Annotated in this window: 15 protein-coding genes and 1 tRNA gene; 11 read left to right on the top strand and 5 right to left on the bottom strand. The window is 68.2% G+C overall.

Translation table 11 applies throughout. From position 1 onward, the window contains the following. The first annotated feature begins 12 nt into the window (after window positions 1-12). The 5 genes from NCO8_RS28405 to NCO8_RS28385 all read left to right on the top strand — a co-directional run bounded on the left by NCO8_RS28405 (window position 13) and on the right by NCO8_RS28385 (window position 5,529). Window positions 13-213 carry a heavy-metal-associated domain-containing protein gene (locus NCO8_RS28405; RefSeq protein WP_067644360.1) on the top strand — a complete coding sequence of 67 codons (201 nt, stop codon included), beginning with the start codon at window positions 13-15 and terminating at the stop codon, window positions 211-213. 20 nt (window positions 214-233) lie between these two features. After that, entirely contained in the window at window positions 234-1,163 is a 930-nt protein-coding gene (locus NCO8_RS28400; RefSeq protein WP_067644245.1) for a DUF8832 domain-containing protein, read from the top strand. 56 nt (window positions 1,164-1,219) lie between these two features. Then, complete coding sequence (locus tag NCO8_RS28395; RefSeq protein ID WP_067644242.1) at window positions 1,220-3,469, top strand: heavy metal translocating P-type ATPase; 2,250 nt, start codon at window positions 1,220-1,222, stop codon at window positions 3,467-3,469. Window positions 3,470-3,611: 142 nt separating this feature from the next. Next, on the top strand, window positions 3,612-4,751 hold the full coding sequence (locus tag NCO8_RS28390; protein ID WP_067644239.1) for a serine hydrolase domain-containing protein: 1,140 nt from the start codon (window positions 3,612-3,614) through the stop codon (window positions 4,749-4,751). 4 nt (window positions 4,752-4,755) lie between these two features. Further along, complete coding sequence (locus NCO8_RS28385) at window positions 4,756-5,529, top strand: MerR family transcriptional regulator (RefSeq protein ID WP_067644236.1); 774 nt, start codon at window positions 4,756-4,758, stop codon at window positions 5,527-5,529. Between the two features lie 49 nt (window positions 5,530-5,578). Here NCO8_RS28385 and NCO8_RS31700 read toward each other — a convergent pair whose 3' ends face one another. Continuing rightward, window positions 5,579-6,277 (bottom strand): DUF6636 domain-containing protein, encoded by a 699-nt coding sequence (locus tag NCO8_RS31700; protein WP_067644232.1) that lies wholly within the window; start codon window positions 6,275-6,277, stop codon window positions 5,579-5,581. 333 nt (window positions 6,278-6,610) lie between these two features. Here NCO8_RS31700 and NCO8_RS28375 point away from each other — a divergent pair, with 333 nt between their 5' ends. After that, complete coding sequence (locus tag NCO8_RS28375) at window positions 6,611-7,255, top strand: histone deacetylase (protein WP_067644229.1); 645 nt, start codon at window positions 6,611-6,613, stop codon at window positions 7,253-7,255. A gap of 34 nt (window positions 7,256-7,289) precedes the next feature. Then, entirely contained in the window at window positions 7,290-8,702 is a 1,413-nt protein-coding gene (locus NCO8_RS28370) for a lipase maturation factor family protein (RefSeq protein WP_067644226.1), read from the top strand. Window positions 8,703-8,740: 38 nt separating this feature from the next. Here NCO8_RS28370 and NCO8_RS28365 read toward each other — a convergent pair. Further along, window positions 8,741-8,813, bottom strand: a tRNA-Gly gene (locus tag NCO8_RS28365). 222 nt (window positions 8,814-9,035) lie between these two features. On the opposite strand from NCO8_RS28365, the gene NCO8_RS28360 reads away from it, so the two are divergent. Further along, window positions 9,036-9,452: a hypothetical protein gene (locus NCO8_RS28360; RefSeq protein ID WP_067644223.1), complete on the top strand. Its 417-nt coding sequence runs from the start codon at window positions 9,036-9,038 to the stop codon at window positions 9,450-9,452. A 15-nt stretch (window positions 9,453-9,467) separates the two neighbouring features. Here the strand turns inward: NCO8_RS28360 and NCO8_RS28355 are convergent, their stop codons facing one another. Next, the gene (locus tag NCO8_RS28355) at window positions 9,468-10,322 is read right to left on the bottom strand and encodes an SDR family oxidoreductase (protein ID WP_067644220.1); all 855 of its coding nucleotides are present in this window, start codon (window positions 10,320-10,322) and stop codon (window positions 9,468-9,470) included. Between the two features lie 85 nt (window positions 10,323-10,407). On the opposite strand from NCO8_RS28355, the gene NCO8_RS28350 reads away from it, so the two are divergent. Next, window positions 10,408-11,202 carry an AraC family transcriptional regulator gene (locus tag NCO8_RS28350; RefSeq protein ID WP_067644217.1) on the top strand — a complete coding sequence of 265 codons (795 nt, stop codon included), beginning with the start codon at window positions 10,408-10,410 and terminating at the stop codon, window positions 11,200-11,202. On the opposite strand, the gene NCO8_RS28345 is transcribed toward NCO8_RS28350, so the two are convergent. Then, window positions 11,199-11,957: a lysophospholipid acyltransferase family protein gene (locus tag NCO8_RS28345; protein ID WP_067644214.1), complete on the bottom strand. Its 759-nt coding sequence runs from the start codon at window positions 11,955-11,957 to the stop codon at window positions 11,199-11,201. The genes NCO8_RS28350 and NCO8_RS28345 overlap by 4 nt on opposite strands. A gap of 65 nt (window positions 11,958-12,022) precedes the next feature. On the opposite strand from NCO8_RS28345, the gene NCO8_RS28340 reads away from it, so the two are divergent. Continuing rightward, window positions 12,023-12,910, top strand: a complete 888-nt coding sequence (locus NCO8_RS28340; protein ID WP_245655538.1) for a hypothetical protein — start codon at window positions 12,023-12,025, stop codon at window positions 12,908-12,910. Window positions 12,911-13,024: 114 nt separating this feature from the next. After that, window positions 13,025-14,560 (top strand): Rieske 2Fe-2S domain-containing protein, encoded by a 1,536-nt coding sequence (locus tag NCO8_RS28335; protein ID WP_067644209.1) that lies wholly within the window; start codon window positions 13,025-13,027, stop codon window positions 14,558-14,560. Window positions 14,561-14,627: 67 nt separating this feature from the next. Here NCO8_RS28335 and NCO8_RS28330 read toward each other — a convergent pair whose 3' ends face one another. Beyond that, window positions 14,628-15,674: a Gfo/Idh/MocA family protein gene (locus NCO8_RS28330; protein ID WP_067644207.1), complete on the bottom strand. Its 1,047-nt coding sequence runs from the start codon at window positions 15,672-15,674 to the stop codon at window positions 14,628-14,630. Window positions 15,675-15,690 lie beyond the last annotated feature (16 nt).

Genomic DNA, 15,690 nt, shown 5'->3' with positions numbered 1-15,690 from the left:
GAGGAGAACATCATGAGCACCACCGTGACCGTCACCGGCATGACCTGCGGCTGCTGCACCAACAAGGTGCGCGACAAGGTCGGCGCCCTGCCCGGCGTCACCGGCGTAGAGGTCGACCTGGCCGCCGGCTCGGTGACCATCGAAGGCGCCGCCCCCGACCGCACCGCCCTCGCCGACGCCGTCACCGCGGCCGGCTTCCAGCTCGCAGACTGAAACCGAAACGGAGCATCCCGATGAACGCAACAGGCAAGTTCGCCGGATTCACCCTCGGCCTCGCGGCGGTCTTCGGGATCGCTCTGGGTGTCGGCGCCCTGGTCGGCCCGGAGCCCACCCAGGCTCCGGCCGGGCACGGCGAGCACTCGGCGGCGGTACCGGCCGACGACCTGCCCGGTGGCCTGCTGGTCACCGACCAGGGCTACACGCTGGCGCTCGACACGACGGTCGTGAAGAGCGCGGCACAGACGCCCGTCTCGTTCCGCATCCTCGACGCGACCGGCGCACCGCTCACGAAGTACCAGACCAGCCACGACAAGGACCTGCACCTGATCGTGGTCCGCCGCGACATGGCCGCCTTCCAGCACGTCCACCCCGTTCTCGATGCCGCGGGCACCTGGTCGGTGCCGCTGAACCTGAGCCGGGCGGGCGACTACCGGGTGTTCGCCGACTTCACCCCGGCGGGCGGGTCGAACCTGACCCTCGGTGCCGACCTGCGCGTGGCAGGCAACTACGACGTCCAGGTGCTGCCCGCCCCGGCGGCCACCGCCAAGGTCGGCGAGTACACCGTCGCGCTGAACGGAACCGTGGCTCCGGGCCAGTCCTCGAAGGTCACGCTGTCGGTGAGCCGCAACGGCACACCGGTCACCGCCCTGCAGCCCTACCTCGGCGCCTACGGTCACCTGGTCGCCCTGCGCGCCGCCGACCTCGCCTACCTGCACGTTCACCCCGAAGGCACGCCCGGCGACGGCGTGACACCGGCCGGTCCCGGCATCGACTTCGTGGTGAACGCACCGAGCGCGGGCGACTACCGCCTGTTCCTGGACTTCCAGCACCAGGGCGTGGTCCGCACCGCCGAGTTCACCCTGCGCGTCGCCCAGTCGGGTGCGAACACTCCCGCACCGACCAGCGCACCGGCCGACCACGGCACCCCCGGCCACGGCCACTGAGCACCACCCGCAAACCTTCAGCAAGAATCGATATCAGGAAACGATCGGAGCATCCCATGACCGCCGTGACACACCCACCGGGCACCGGCCAGGTAGAACTGGTGATCGGTGGCATGACCTGCGCTTCCTGTGCGAACCGCATCGAGAAGAAGCTCAACAAGCTCGATGGCGTCACCGCCACCGTCAACTACGCCACCGAGAAGGCGCGCGTGGATGTCACCGGTGACGTGTCCCCCGAGGAACTGATCGCCACTGTCGAGCAGGCCGGCTACACCGCGGCACTGCCCGCCCCGAAGCAGCCCGAGACCACCGACGCGCCCACCGAGGACGACCCGACCGCATCGCTGCGCACCCGCCTGTTGGTGTCGCTGGTGCTCACCGTCCCGGTGATCGCGATGGCGATGATCCCCGCTCTGCAGTTCACCAACTGGCAGTGGCTCTCGCTCACCCTGGCCGCACCGGTCGTGATCTGGGGCGCGCTGCCGTTCCACCAGGCGGCCTGGACCAACCTGAAGCACGGCACCGCAACCATGGACACCCTGGTGTCGATGGGCACGCTCGCCGCGTTCGGGTGGTCGCTGTACGCCCTGTTCTGGGGTACCGCGGGCACACCGGGTATGACGCACCCGTTCGAATTCACCATCGCCCGGATGGACGGCACCGGCAGCATCTACCTCGAGGCCGCCGCGGGCGTCACCACGTTCATCCTGGCCGGACGCTACTTCGAGGCCAGGTCCAAGCGCCGTGCCGGTGCCGCGCTGAAGGCGCTGCTCGAGCTGGGCGCCAAGGACGTGGCCGTGGTGCGGGGCGGCGTGGAGACACGAATCCCGGTGGAGCAGTTGGCCGTCGGTGACGTGTTCGTCGTCCGGCCCGGTGAGAAGATCGCCACCGACGGTGTGGTGACCGAGGGTTCCTCGGCCGTCGACGCCTCCATGCTCACCGGCGAATCGGTGCCGGTGGAGGTCGGCGTGGACGACACCGTCACCGGTGCGACCGTGAACGTCGGTGGACGACTCCTGGTGCGCGCCACCAGAATCGGCTCCGACACCCAGCTCGCCCAGATGGCGCAGATGGTCGAGGACGCGCAGACCGGCAAGGCGCAGGCCCAGCGGCTGGCCGACAAGATCTCGGGCATCTTCGTCCCGATCGTCATCGCGCTGGCCGTCGCCACCCTCGGGTTCTGGCTCGGCACCGGCGGTTCCATCGCCGCCGCCTTCACCGCAGGCGTCGCGGTGCTCATCATCGCCTGCCCGTGCGCCCTCGGCCTGGCCACCCCGACCGCGCTGATGGTCGGCACCGGACGCGGCGCCCAGCTCGGCATCCTCATCAAGGGTCCCGAGATGCTGGAATCGACCCGCAAGGTCGACACCATCGTGCTGGACAAGACCGGCACCGTCACCACCGGCAAGATGACCCTGCTCGACGTGATCCCCGCCGAGGATGAGGACAAGGCCCGCGTGCTGGAACTGGCCGGTGCGCTGGAGGATTCCTCGGAGCACCCGATCGCCCAGGCTATCGCCAAGGCCGCACGTGACGCCGGAACGCTGCCCCAGGTGGAGGGTTTCGCCAATATCGAGGGTCTCGGTGTGCAGGGTGTCGTCGACGGTCACGCCGTGATCGTCGGCCGGGCCCGGCTGCTGGCCGACTGGTCGCAGCCCCTCGGTGACGACCTCGCCACCGCCATGGCCGACGCGGAATCGACGGGTAAGACCGCCGTGGCGATCGGCTGGGACGGCAAGGCACGCGGCGTGCTCGTGGTCGCCGACGCGGTGAAACCGACCTCCGCACAGGCCATCTCGCAGTTCCGCGAGCTCGGCCTCACCCCGATCCTGCTCACCGGCGACAATGCCCGCGCGGCGAACGCCATCGCCGCAGAGGTAGGGATCGACGAGGTGATCGCCGAGGTGCTGCCGCAGGACAAGGTGGAAACGGTCAAGCGGTTGCAGGCCGAGGGCAAGGTCGTCGCCATGGTCGGCGACGGTGTGAACGACGCACCCGCCCTGGCCCAGGCCGATCTCGGCCTGTCGATGGGCACGGGAACCGACGTGGCCATCGAGGCCGCCGACCTCACCCTGGTGCGTGGTGACCTGCGGGCCGCGGCCGACGCGATCCGCCTCTCGCGCCGCACCCTGGCCACCATCAAGGGCAACTTGTTCTGGGCTTTCGCCTACAACGTTGCCGCGATCCCGCTGGCCATGGCGGGCCTGCTCAACCCGATGCTTGCCGGTGCCGCGATGGCGTTCAGCTCGGTCTTCGTGGTGAGCAACAGCCTGCGCTTACGTCGATTCAAGTCGACCGCGCAGTAGCGCGCGGAAAGAGCGGGGCGGCAGATACCTTGCCGCCCCGCTTTTTCGGTGATCCAGATCACTCTTGTGGTTGACCTAAGGTCAGGGTGGAGCCTTGGTCGCAGCGGCGGAAAAGCCGACTACGCGAACAGGAGCGATCACCATGTCGAACACGAACACCCTTGCCACTCAGGACCGTCCGGAACTCCAGGAACTCATCGAGCGCATCGTCGACAGCGGTTTCGTCGGTGCGTCACTGCGGGTGCACGACGAGCGCGGCGAGTGGGTGGGCAGCGCCGGGGTGAGCGAACTCGGCGCCACCACACCGCCGCCCGTCGACGGTCACGTCCGAATCGGCAGCAACACCAAGACTTTCACCGCCGCCATCGTGCTGCGGCTGGTCGCCGAGGGCCGGATCGAGCTGGACGCCCCGGCTATCCGCTACCTGCCCGACTACGCACTCGACGAGCGGGTCACCGTCCGAATGCTGTTGCAGCACACCAGCGGAATTTTCAACATCACCGGCGAGCTGTACGAGGACGGCACCATCGTGCCCGGCGTGCCCTCGACCATCGCGGGCAAGGAGTGGGTCGACAAGCGGTTCGAGACGTACCGACCGGAGGACCTGGCGAACCTCGCCCTCTCGAAGCCCGCACGATTCGAGCCCGGGACCGGCTGGAGCTATTCGAACACCAACTACATCATCGCCCGGTTGCTGGTCGAGCAGGTCACCGGCCGCCCGCTCGCTGAGGAGGCGCAGCGCCTGATCTTCGGCCCGCTCGGCATGACCGACACCGTGCTGCCCGGCGCGTCGACGGATCTGCCCGAACCGCACCCGCACGCCTACTACCGCTACAGCGACGGCGGCGAGCAGCACACCGTCGACGTCACCCTGCACAACCCGTCCTGGGTCTGCACCGGCGGCGACATGATCTCGACCACCGCCGACCTGCACACCTTCATCCGCGCCCTGCTCGACGGCACGCTGCTGCCCGAACCGCTGCTGGCCGAGATGCTGCGCACCCACGACACCGGGATCCCCGGCATGCCCTACGGGCTCGGGGTGTTCGTGCAGGAAACCGAGGGCGGCGCCACCTTGATCACCCACAACGGCGGGATCGCCGGTTACGCGACACTGATGTACAGCACCCCCGACGCGAGCGTGACCATGACCGCGTCCCTGACCTTCGTCGACGACGCGGAGATGACACTGGCGCCGGTCTTCCAGGTCACGCAGAAGACGCTGGTCGACGCGGTGTTCGGCGGCGAACCGGGAAACGCGCTGTCGGACAAGGCAAGCTGAGCGTATGCGGAACGGGGTGACGATCGGGCAGGCGGCGGCGTTCGTCGGTGTCACGGTGAAGACGGTGCGGCATTATCACAAGCTCGGCCTGGTCACCGAGCCCGAACGGGACAGCGCAGGGTACCGGCGGTACGGCTCGGCCGAACTGTTGCGGCTGGTCCAGGTGCGGACGCTGGCCGCCGCCGGGGTGCCGCTGGCCGACATCGAACCCCTGCTCGACGCCGACGCCGACCAGTTCGCCACCGCCCTGGCCGAGGTCGGACGTCAGCTCACCGAGCGCATCGAGGAGCTCACCGCCCGGCGCGACACGCTGCACCGGCTCAGCGACGGCAATCGAGCCCTGCTGCCCGACCGCGCGGTCGCGATGCTGGAACGGATGCCGAGCCTCGGCTTTCCCGAGGCAGAGGTCGCGGCGACCAGGGAGGGCTGGGTGCTGGCGCGGGCCCTGGTCCCCGACGGGTTCGACGACTACCTCACCGATGTCGAGCACGCCATCGAGGACCCGGATTTCGTCGCCCTGCTGCGGCGCGGTGTCGAGGCCGCGGCTTGGGCACCCGACGATCCCCGCAACGAGGATCTCGCCAACGAGATGATCGAGCACTACCTCGCCAACCCTGCGCATCTGCGAATCGTGACCGGTATGCAAGCCCGCACCGAGGCAGCGACCCGCTACCAGCTCATCGCCCACCACGGCCACGAACCCACCTCCACCGCAGGCGTGCTCGGGGCTCTCGTCGAGACGAAGCTGCGCGCGGCGGGCATCCACATTCCGAGGTAGTCCCGCGCACGGCAGCATGAGCTCCGACGTGCGGCGATGCCGTTCGAGCTCAGAAGGCGTGCTGGTCGTCGGCCGAGATCGCGAAACCATGACCGTCGGCCATGCAGCGGACGCCCTGCGACGACGAGTCGCAGGTGTAGCCGTTGACGGTGACGGACTGGCCGTAGTTCAGGACCGCGCCGCCGGCGGGTGAACCGTCCTGCGGGATGCCGACGAAGATGCCCTGGCTGGTACACAGGAGCTCCGACTTGCCCTGATACAGGTGCGCGGCGACCTTGCGGTTGGGCGCGTCGGTGCAGTTCGGCAGCTTCGGCGAGATGATATTCGCCTTGCCCAGCTGGCAGCCGACACCGTACGGGGCGGCGGTGAGGAAGCCGCACATGATGTTCCCGGTGGGTGACTGGAAATAGTAGCCACCGTCGAGCAGGTATTTGCCCGCGTCGACCGTGGTGAAGCCGTTCTTGTCCGGAGCCGGGGCGGTCGACGGTTTCGGGGTATCCGGTGCCTCGGTGTCAGGGTTACCGGCGCCCGGCGAACCCGCGCCAGGCGAAGTCGCCCCCGGTGAGTTTGCGTCAGGCGAACCGGCATCAGGTGCGCTGGACGGCCGGACAGTGCTCGGTGCGTCCGACGAATAGGTGGCCGAGTGCTGAGTGGTAGTGCTCGGCAGGCTCGAACCCGACTCCGCGCCGCAAGCGGTGAGCCCTCCGGTCAATGCCGCAACAGCTGCCAGCATGAGGACAGTACGCATGAAAACATCTCCGCTCGTTGGCTTCCCGACCGAATGGTCATTCGTTGATGATGGGGTTGGTCGTTACAGCCGAGCGGTCACGAATCCGTGTCGACGCTGACCTTCCGGGGTTCGACCTCCGTACATACGTTGTCTTCGTAGTGATTTCGGTACGTCTCGCCATGCACGCTTTCCCCAATGGGCGGTCGCCATGCGAGTGTCTAGCGGGGCAATCTGACCAATCGTTCCAGATTCGTGCGACCTTCGGTTTTCCCGGTCTCGCAGGGACAATCGAGGGGGTGGACCAATCCGTTTCTTCGGTGTTCCGAACCGAGACCTGCCAGGAATGAGCCTGTGACGCAACACATCTGGTACGCGGCATACGGCTCCAACATGTGCGCGGCACGCTTCGACTACTACCGGCTCGGTGGCACTCCACCCGGCACGGACCACCTCTACGCGGGATTTCGCGACCCCACCCCGCCCATGAAGACGACCGCGCTCACCGTGCCCGGCACCGTGTATTTCGCCTGGCAGAGTCCGGTATGGACCGGCGGCGTCGCCTTCTACACCGGCCAGCCCGCCCCGGGCTGGCCGACCGAGGCCGTCGCCAGGGGGTATCTACTCACCCTCGACCAGTTCGCCGACCTGCTCGACCAGGAGATGTACCGCACGCCCGGCCGCGGATTCGACGTGTCACGGGTCGTCGAACAGGGACGGGTCCGCTTCGGACCGGGACGCTACGAAACCGTTGTCCATCTCGGTGACGAGGACGACGTGCCGATCCTGACGTTCACGGCCCCGTGGTTACCGGAAGCCGTTGAGGTACAGCGCCCTTCGGCCCGATATCTCGCCATGATCGGGGCTGGGCTGCGCGAAGGTCAGGACTGGGACACCGACCGGATCGTCGATTACCTGCGGACGCGACCCGGTGTCGCCGGACAATGGGACGAGCGCGAACTGCGCGCCGCCCTGTTATCGACGCACGACACCGGGTAGTCCACCGAAGGGCCGATCTCCCAGGAGCGAGCGCATGGAGTGGTTCGCGGCATCGGAATACTGGTACGGCAGGCTGATCTTCCAGCGCGGCCTGGCGGTGATCTACGCCGTCGCCTTCCTGACCGCCGCACTCCAGTTCCGGGCCTTGCTCGGTGAACGCGGCATGCTGCCGATTCCCCGTTTCCTCGAACGCTCGTCGTGGCGGCAGTCGCCGAGCCTGTTCCGTCTGCGCTATTCGGATCGGCTGTTCGCCGCCGTGTCGTGGACGGGGGTGGTGCTCGCGGTCGCGGTGGCGGCGGGTCTGGCCGACGCGGTGCCGCTGTGGGCGGCCATGCTGCTGTGGTTCGCGCTGTGGGTGCTCTATCTGTCGATCGTCAACGTCGGCCAGCTGTGGTACGGCTTCGGTTGGGAATCACTGCTGCTCGAGGCCGGTTTCCTGGCGATATTCCTCGGCAACGACACCATCGCCCCGCCGCTGCTCGTGCTGCTGGCCGCGCGGTGGCTGTTGTTCCGGGTGGAGTTCGGTGCCGGGCTGATCAAGCTGCGCGGCGATCCGTGCTGGCGCGACCTGACCTGCCTGTACTACCACCACGAAACCCAGCCGATGCCCGGTCCGCTGAGCTGGTTCTTCCACCACCTGCCCAAACCGCTGCACAAGGTGGAGGTGGCGGCCAATCACTTCGCCCAGCTGATTGTGCCGTTCGGGCTGTTCGCGCCGCAGCCGGTGGCGAGTATCGCGGCGGCGATCGTCATCGTCACCCAGCTGTGGCTTGTGCTGTCGGGCAATTTCGCCTGGCTGAACTGGGTGACATTGCTGCTGGCCGCCACCGCGCTCGCGCTGCCCGGCGGACAGTCCGCGCCCGCTACGCCGGGTTGGTTCGTCGGCGTCTGCATCGCCTACGTGGCCCTCGTGGTGGTGGCGAGCTACCGGCCGGTGCGCAATATGCTCTCGCCGAATCAGCAGATGAACGCCTCCTTCGACCCGTTGCACCTGGTCAACACCTACGGCGCGTTCGGGTCGATCGGCCGGACTCGCTACGAGATCGTGCTGGAGGGCACCGACGACACGCACCTCACCGACGACACCGTGTGGCGCGAATACGCGTTCAAAGGCAAACCGGGCGACCCGCGTCGCATGCCACGCCAGTTCGCGCCCTACCACCTGCGCCTGGACTGGCTGATGTGGTTCGCCGCGATCTCGCCCGCCTACGCCCGCTCGTGGGCGCTGCCCCTGGCCGCGCGGCTGCTGCGCAACGACCCCGACACCCTGCGCCTACTCGGTCCCAATCCGTTCCCCGACGACCCGCCGCACTATGTACGAGCCCACCTCTACGAATACGAGTTCAGCACCCCGGCCGAACTGTTCGGGCAGCGGATCTGGTGGCGCCGCACACTGATCGGCGAGTTCCTTCCGCCACTCACGCGTGACCGCCTGAACCGGTACTGATAGCAGAAAAGCCCGGCATCCAGGCCGGGCTTTCGTTGAGCGGATGACGAGATTCGAACTCGCGACCCTCACCTTGGCAAGGTGATGCGCTACCAGCTGCGCTACATCCGCGTGCACGTCCTCGGCCCGATCCGGGCCTCGTGGTGCGAGAAGGAACTTTAGCGTGCCCGCCACCGAAACACGAAATCCGCCCCCCTTGACCGCCGCTCGGACGGTCTACCGCCCCGGCGATCGGGCCCACCGTTAAGCCCGCGATAAGAATGCGGAAGCCGTTGCGCGGGAGGCTTATTCGCAGGTAGGCAACCATTGCCGCCACTCAGGGGAGGTAAGGGATTGAAGACTCTCGGACTGCTCACCGCCGCCGTGGCTGTGACGACCGTCATGGTCGCGGGCCCCGCGAACGCCGACATCACCGACGCCGTCGGCTTCGTCGACACCACCGACAACGGTGGCGAAGAGGGTTTCAGCGACTACGCCATCGACATCAACCACCCCGGTTCCTGCCTGGTGGTGCAGAACCACACCGGCGGCCGGGTCCGCATGCGGTTGGACTACCCGACCAGCCGGGGCTCCTGGTCGTTCGGCCACGACGACGTCAAGATCGTCACCCGCGAGGGCAACGCCGTGAAGTCGCCGTCGGGCCGGTGGCAGGTGCGGGTGAACCCGCCGATCAACCCCGTCTGGACCTACGACGCCAAACGCAACACCAGCTGGGGCTGCAACGGCTCGTGGGTGCTGAGCATGAACTGATCGGGGGGTGTCGGATCAGTGCTCGGTGAAGGCCGTGCGGTGGTCGGCGGCCCATTCGGCGTAGTCGCGGGGTGGGCGGCCGAGCACGGCGGCGATGTCGTCGGTGACGAGCTCGTTGTGGCCGTGCCGGATGAAGGACTGGCCCTGCGAAGCCGCTTCGACGAACGCGGGCGACAGTCCCGCCGACCGCATGAACTCCGGTGCGTCGTCCTCGGCGATATCGGTGACGGCGATCGGGCGACCGAGCACCTCGGCCAGCGCGGCGGCCTGCTCACGCGCAGTCTGCAGGGTGGGACCGGTGAGTGTGTAGGTCCGGCCGTGATGGTCGCCGGTGCGCAAGGCAGCGGCGGCGACCTCGGCCACATCGCGCGGGTCGACGACCGCCTGCCTGCCGTCACCGGTGAGGTTCGGTACCGGCAGCCCGGCGCGCAACGGTTCGATCCAGCTGAGCGTGTTCGAGGCGAAAGTGTTGGGGCGCAGGATCGTCCACTCCAACCCTGAGCTCCGCACGGCGTCCTCGCCGGGCACGTGCCAGCGACCGGGCACACCGAGGCGCGGGTCGCCCGCGGCGATGATCGACAGCTTCACCACACGTCGTACTCCGGCTACGCGCGCGGCCTCGACCAGGGCGGCGTCGACATCGGTGTCGTCCGGACCGGGCAGCCCATTGAGGAAAGCGGCCTCGATCCCGGCCATCGCCGGGGCGAAGGTGGCCGGGTCGCGGTAGTCGACGCGCACCACTTCCACCCCGGCGGGGAAGGTCGCGTTCGCGGGGTCGCGAGTGGTCGCCCGGACCGCGACGCCCTCGGCGACCAGATGGGAAACCAGGGCATTACCGATGGTGCCGGTGGCACCGGTGATCAGGATCATGGATAGAGCATGTCGACCCGATCCGGTGCGCGGATAGGAAGAATCGGCACGGACGTTCGCGGCCCGAATACCTACTCTCGATAGTGTGAACCCGCGGTACCTGACAGCGAGCCAGATCGAGACACCGGTACCGACCCCGGATTCGCTGCGGGCCTGGCTCACCGAACTCACCGCCACACCGGCACGCCACGACCTCGCCCAGCCGTTCGCTCATCCGCCCGTCACCTCGACCACCGTGGTGGTGCGCACCGAATATTCCGGCCGGAGGGCGGCCTTCGTCATCGGGGCCCAGACCAGGGCGGCCTACTCACGGGCCGAGACGCCCGGTGGGTGCGTGCGCCTGCGCCTGGCACCCGGAACCACCAACCAACTGCTCGGAGTGTCCGCCGCCGAACTGACCGACCGGGTGGTCGAGCTCGCCGAGCTGCCCGGACCGCTCGCCACGATCACCGACTCCCTGACCCACCTGTCGACCGCCGAGGCGATCAAGCACCTGGGAGTCAGGCTGCCGCAGGCTGTTTCGGAAAGCGCAACCGAGCGGGCGCACCGGATAGTGCTGCGCGAGGCGATCTCCACGCTCGATGCAGGCGCGCCGAGCGTCGCCGAGCTGGCGGCCCGGCTCGCGGTCAGCGAACGCCAGCTGCGCTCGCTCTTCGCCGCCGGAATCGGGTTGTCGCCCAAGCATTTCGCCAGGATCGACCGCGTACGGCGCGTCCTCACAGCCGCGGGCAAGACGCCGTGGTCGGACCTCGCGGCGGCGACCGGCTACTACGACCAGTCCCACCTCACGGCCGACTTCCGGACCCTGATGGGTGTGCCGCCCGCCGCCTACCTGCGCGGCGAGCTGCCACCACCGATGCGTTGCCGGGCGCCCGGCTAGTTCTCGGGCTTCGCCCGCTCGGCCTTGCGGGCCAACCGCTCGGCGGCCTCGGCGTTGTCGAGAGCGGTGGCCTCCTCGAGCGAGGGAGCGCTGCCACCGAGGCGCTTGGGTACCCAGTAGGCGCCGGGCTCGTGTTCGTAGTCCTTCTGCAGGTCGGCGAGCATGGCCTGCATGGTCCCGCGCAGCTCGGCGGTCAGGTCGCCGACGGGTTCGTAGGGCTTGATCGGCTTGCCGACGGCGATGGAGATCGGGGTGTTGGTGCGGCCCAGGCGCTTCGGGAAGCCCTTGGTCCACACGCGCTGGGCGCCCCAGATGACGATCGGGATGATCGGCACGTCGGCTTCCAGGGCCATCCGGGCCGCGCCGGACTTGAATTCCTTGATCTCGAAGCTGCGGCTGATGGTCGCCTCGGGATACACGCCGACGAGCTCGCCGTCGCGCAGGTACTTCACCGCCGCCTTGTAGGAGTCGGCACCCGCGGTGCGGTCGACCGGAATGTGTTTGAGAGCGCGCATGACCGGGCCGGAGATCTTGTTGTCGAACACCTCCGCCTTCGCCATGAACCTGATGTAGCGCTTGGGGGTGCGCGCGGGCAGGCCGGCGTAGGTGAAGTCCATGTAGCCGGTGTGGTTGATCGCCACCACGGCACCACCTGTCGCGGGGATGTTTTCGGCCCCCTTGACGGTGAACTTCAGACCTTCGAGGAAGAAGACGGTTCGGGCCAGGCCGATGATCGACCGGTAGACGGGTTCCACAATTCAGCTAGCGTAGTCGCAGATCGCCGCTTCCGGCACCCGGCCAAGGAATGAGGAACGTCGAAGTGCAACGCGCTCAGCTGCCCCCGTTTGCTCCGACCCGTCGCGCGAGTGCGCTGGCCGCGGGCCTGACCGCCGCCGCGCTGATCGCCGGCTGCGACTCGGTATCGGGCATTCCGGGCGATGAACCGGTGGCCGCCCCTGCCACCAGCACCTCGGCAGCCGCCGCGTCGTCGACCGCCACCGAAGCCGCGACCACACCGGTACCGACCACCGAGCCGTTGCCCGCCGACGCACCGCAGGTCGGCGCGGTGGCGGGGAACCCGGATGCCGTGACCGCCGTGCGCCGCTGGGCCGCCGACCTGCGCTCGGCGACCGTCACCGAGCTACAGGACAAGTGCTGGACCATCCCGCCGCGCACCGTCGCCGACATGTACGCCGACCCGCAGTCGATCCTCGCCGCCCTGAGCAGGCCGGGCACCGCCACCGCCGACACCGTCACCTGGCGCAACGCGACGACGACGATCACCGTGGAGCAGCGTGACATCGCCACCGGCTACGCCTGCGGCCGGGTGTTCGCCGCCGGTGTCGAGCCCGGTTACGACGAGGCCGACGCGCGTCACACCGTCCGCCGTTACCTGGCCCGCGCAACGGGCAAACCTCTCAACCCGGACGACACCGAACAGATCCACCCCCTGACCTGCGCGACGAGCCCGGCCACCTGGGATCCACAGGGCACCGGCAACCCCACAGCACCCCCGCTGGCCACCGACTCGGGCAAAGTAGGCAATGTCACCTCCTTCGCCGACCAAGAGCTATCATCCGAACGAGTTCAGGGGGATTACCTGGCGGTTCAGGTCCCGGTGACCACCTCCCCCGGGGGCACCAGGACACGCACATTCACCGTCGTCTCGACCCCCGAGGGCTACTGCATCGGTGATGTAACGGTTTAGCCACTACCCTTGTTGGCTGGTGCCGCCGCAGTGGTCAGAGCTCGGCGGCGGCTCGCGTCACCAGGTCGAGCCCGGTGCGTCGGCGAATCAGATCCTGGTAGGAGGACATAGCTCGTGCAGATCACCAGTGTCGGACATGCTGGCTTCCACATCCGAACCGAGGCCGGGACCATCCTGTGCGACCCGTGGGTGAACCCCGCCTACTTCGCGTCGTGGTTCCCGTTCCCGGACAACACCGGTCTGGACTGGGCGGCACTCGGCGACGTCGACTACCTCTACGTCTCGCACCTGCACCGCGACCACTTCGACGCCGCACTGCTGCGCGAGCACGTCAACAAGGACGCGACGGTCCTGCTGCCCGACTACCCGGTGCCGGATCTGCGCCGCGAACTCGAGGCGCTCGGCTTCACCAAATTCTTCGAGACCGAGGACTCGGTCAAGCACACCGTCACCGGGCCCAAGGGTTCGCTCGACATCATGATCGTCGCGCTGCGCGCGCCCGCCGACGGCCCCATCGGCGACTCGGGCATCCTAGTCTCCGACGGCGAGACCACCTGCTTCAACATGAACGACGCCCGCCCCGTCGATATGGACGTCATCCACGACGCGTTCGGGCACATCGACATTCACCTGCTGCAGTACTCGGGCGCCATCTGGTACCCGGCCGTCTACGACATCCCCGCGCGCACCAAGGCCAACTTCGGCAAGCAGAAGCGTCAGCGCGGCATGGACCGGGCCCGCTCCTACATCGAGCAGGTCGGCGCCACCTGGGTGGTGCCCTCGGCCGGTCCGCCGGTGTTCCTCGACGACGAACTGCGCTACCTCAACGACGACCGCGGCGACGAGGGCAACATCTTCCCGGACCAGATCGTGTTTCTCGAGCAGATGGAGATCCACGGCAACAAGGGCGGGATCCTGATGATCCCCGGTTCCGTGGCCGAGGTGCGCGGTTCCTCGTTGGATCTCACGCACCCCTTCGACCCGCAGCGCATCTACGGCGACAAGGCCGCCTACATCGCCGACATGGCCGAACGCTTCGCGCCCGTGCTCGCCGCCGAGAAGGCGACGTGGGAGCACGGCGAGGGTTCGCTGCTCGAGCCGCTGCGCGAGCTGTTCGAGCCGATCATGAAGCAGAGCGCGCTCATCAGCGACGGCATCGGCTACCCCGTGGGCCTGGTGCTCGGCGAGGAAACCATCGTCCTCGACTTCCCGCAGCGCACCGTGCGAGAGCCCATCGAAGGCGAGGGGCGCTACCGCTACGGCTTCCGCATCGCCCCCGAACTGGTGCGCACCGTGCTGCGCGACGACGAACCGGACTGGGTGAACACGATCTTCCTGTCCACCCGCTTCCAGGCGTGGCGCATCGGCGGCTACAACGAATTCCTCTACACCTTCTTCAAGTGCCTCACCGACGAGCGCATCGCCTACGCCGACGGGTGGTTCGCCGAGGCGCACGACGACTCGGCCACCATCGAACTCGACGGCTGGGAAGTGCAGCGTCGCTGCCCGCACCTCAAGGCCGACCTGTCGAAATTCGGTGTGGTGGAAGGCAACAACCTCACCTGCAACCTGCACGGGTGGCAGTGGGACCTGGAGTCGGGGCGCTGCAAGACGTCCAAGGGGCACGAACTGCGTTCCGCCAAGCTCTGATTCGGGCGGCGACCACCCGACACAGCCCCCGCCGTGGGCCGGTCGTCGGCTTGCCGGGTGGGTGGGATCAGTCGTCTTCGGGTGGAGTGGCGACGTGGCGGGCGTATTCCAGGATGCGCAGGGTTTCCACGGCGTCGCGTGGGTCCACCGGGACCGGGGCGTCGTCCAGTAGGGCGGCGGCCATCTGGGCGTAGAAGGCCGGATAGTCACCGGGGAGGGTGGGGATCGTCTTCAGGTCCTCGCCTGCGCCGAAGGTGCCCCATTTGTCGGGAGTGACCGTGCCCCATGGGTTTCCGTCGTCCGGGCGGCGGCCGGCACGCAGGTCGTCTTCCTGTGGATCGAGGCCCGAGACCGTGTAGCCGTTGGTGGAACCGAGCACGCGCATACGCGGACCCAGTTGGGGCGCGACGGCACTCATCCACAGGTGCGAGCGGACGCCGGAGGCGTGGGTCAGGGCGATGAAGGCGTCGTCGTCGGCCTGCACGTCCGGGCGGCGCTGGTCGAGTTCGGCGTACACCTCGGTGACCGGGCCGAACAGGGCGAGCGCCTGATCCACCAGGTGACTGCCCAGATCGAACAGGATCCCCGCCCCGTCCTCGGCGGAGCCGACCTCACGCCAGCCACCTTTCGACACCGGCCGCCACCGCTCGAACCGCGACTCGAACCGGCGCACCTCACCGAACTCACCGGCGTCCATCAGCGCCTGCACGGTCAGGAAGTCGTTGTCCCAGCGGCGGTTCTGGAAAACACTCAGTGGCAGCCCCGCCCGCTCGGCGATGGTGACCACCTCCTCGGCATCGACCGACTTCACCGCGAACGGTTTGTCGACCACCACCGGCAACCCCGCGACCAACGCCTTCACCGCCAGCTCCGCATGCGTCCGATTCGGTGTCGCGATCACTGCCAGATCCACATCGTCGGCCTCGGCGAACATCTCCTCCGCGCTCTCCCACACCCGCACCCCCGGATGCTGCGCCCGCGCCTGCGCGGCCCGCTCCGCCGACGACGTCACCACCGCCGCCACCCGCATCCTCGGCTCCGCCGCGATCAACGGCGCATGGAACACCGCCCCCGCCAACCCGAACCCGACAACCGCAACCCCGAGCTGATCCATCCCGACCCTTCCGTCG

The organism is Nocardia coubleae NBRC 108252 (assembly GCF_001612805.1).
In the GTDB taxonomy this organism is placed as follows: Bacteria; Actinomycetota; Actinomycetes; order Mycobacteriales; family Mycobacteriaceae; genus Nocardia; species Nocardia coubleae.
The sequence above is the reverse complement of the archived record's forward strand: the minus strand, read 5'-3'. Positions and strand labels throughout refer to the sequence as shown.

Bases quoted from the DNA above. Each gene is read 5' to 3' on its own strand.
- NCO8_RS28405 (WP_067644360.1), top strand. From the start codon at position 13: ATGAGCACCACCGTGACCGTCACCGGCATGACCTGCGGCTGCTGCACC.
- NCO8_RS28400 (WP_067644245.1), top strand. From the start codon at position 234: ATGAACGCAACAGGCAAGTTCGCCGGATTCACCCTCGGCCTCGCGGCG.
- NCO8_RS28395 (WP_067644242.1), top strand. From the start codon at position 1,220: ATGACCGCCGTGACACACCCACCGGGCACCGGCCAGGTAGAACTGGTG.
- NCO8_RS28390 (WP_067644239.1), top strand. From the start codon at position 3,612: ATGTCGAACACGAACACCCTTGCCACTCAGGACCGTCCGGAACTCCAG.
- NCO8_RS28385 (WP_067644236.1), top strand. From the start codon at position 4,756: ATGCGGAACGGGGTGACGATCGGGCAGGCGGCGGCGTTCGTCGGTGTC.
- NCO8_RS31700 (WP_067644232.1), bottom strand. From the start codon at position 6,277: ATGCGTACTGTCCTCATGCTGGCAGCTGTTGCGGCATTGACCGGAGGG.
- NCO8_RS28370 (WP_067644226.1), top strand. From the start codon at position 7,290: ATGGAGTGGTTCGCGGCATCGGAATACTGGTACGGCAGGCTGATCTTC.
- NCO8_RS28355 (WP_067644220.1), bottom strand. From the start codon at position 10,322: ATGATCCTGATCACCGGTGCCACCGGCACCATCGGTAATGCCCTGGTT.
- NCO8_RS28330 (WP_067644207.1), bottom strand. From the start codon at position 15,674: ATGGATCAGCTCGGGGTTGCGGTTGTCGGGTTCGGGTTGGCGGGGGCG.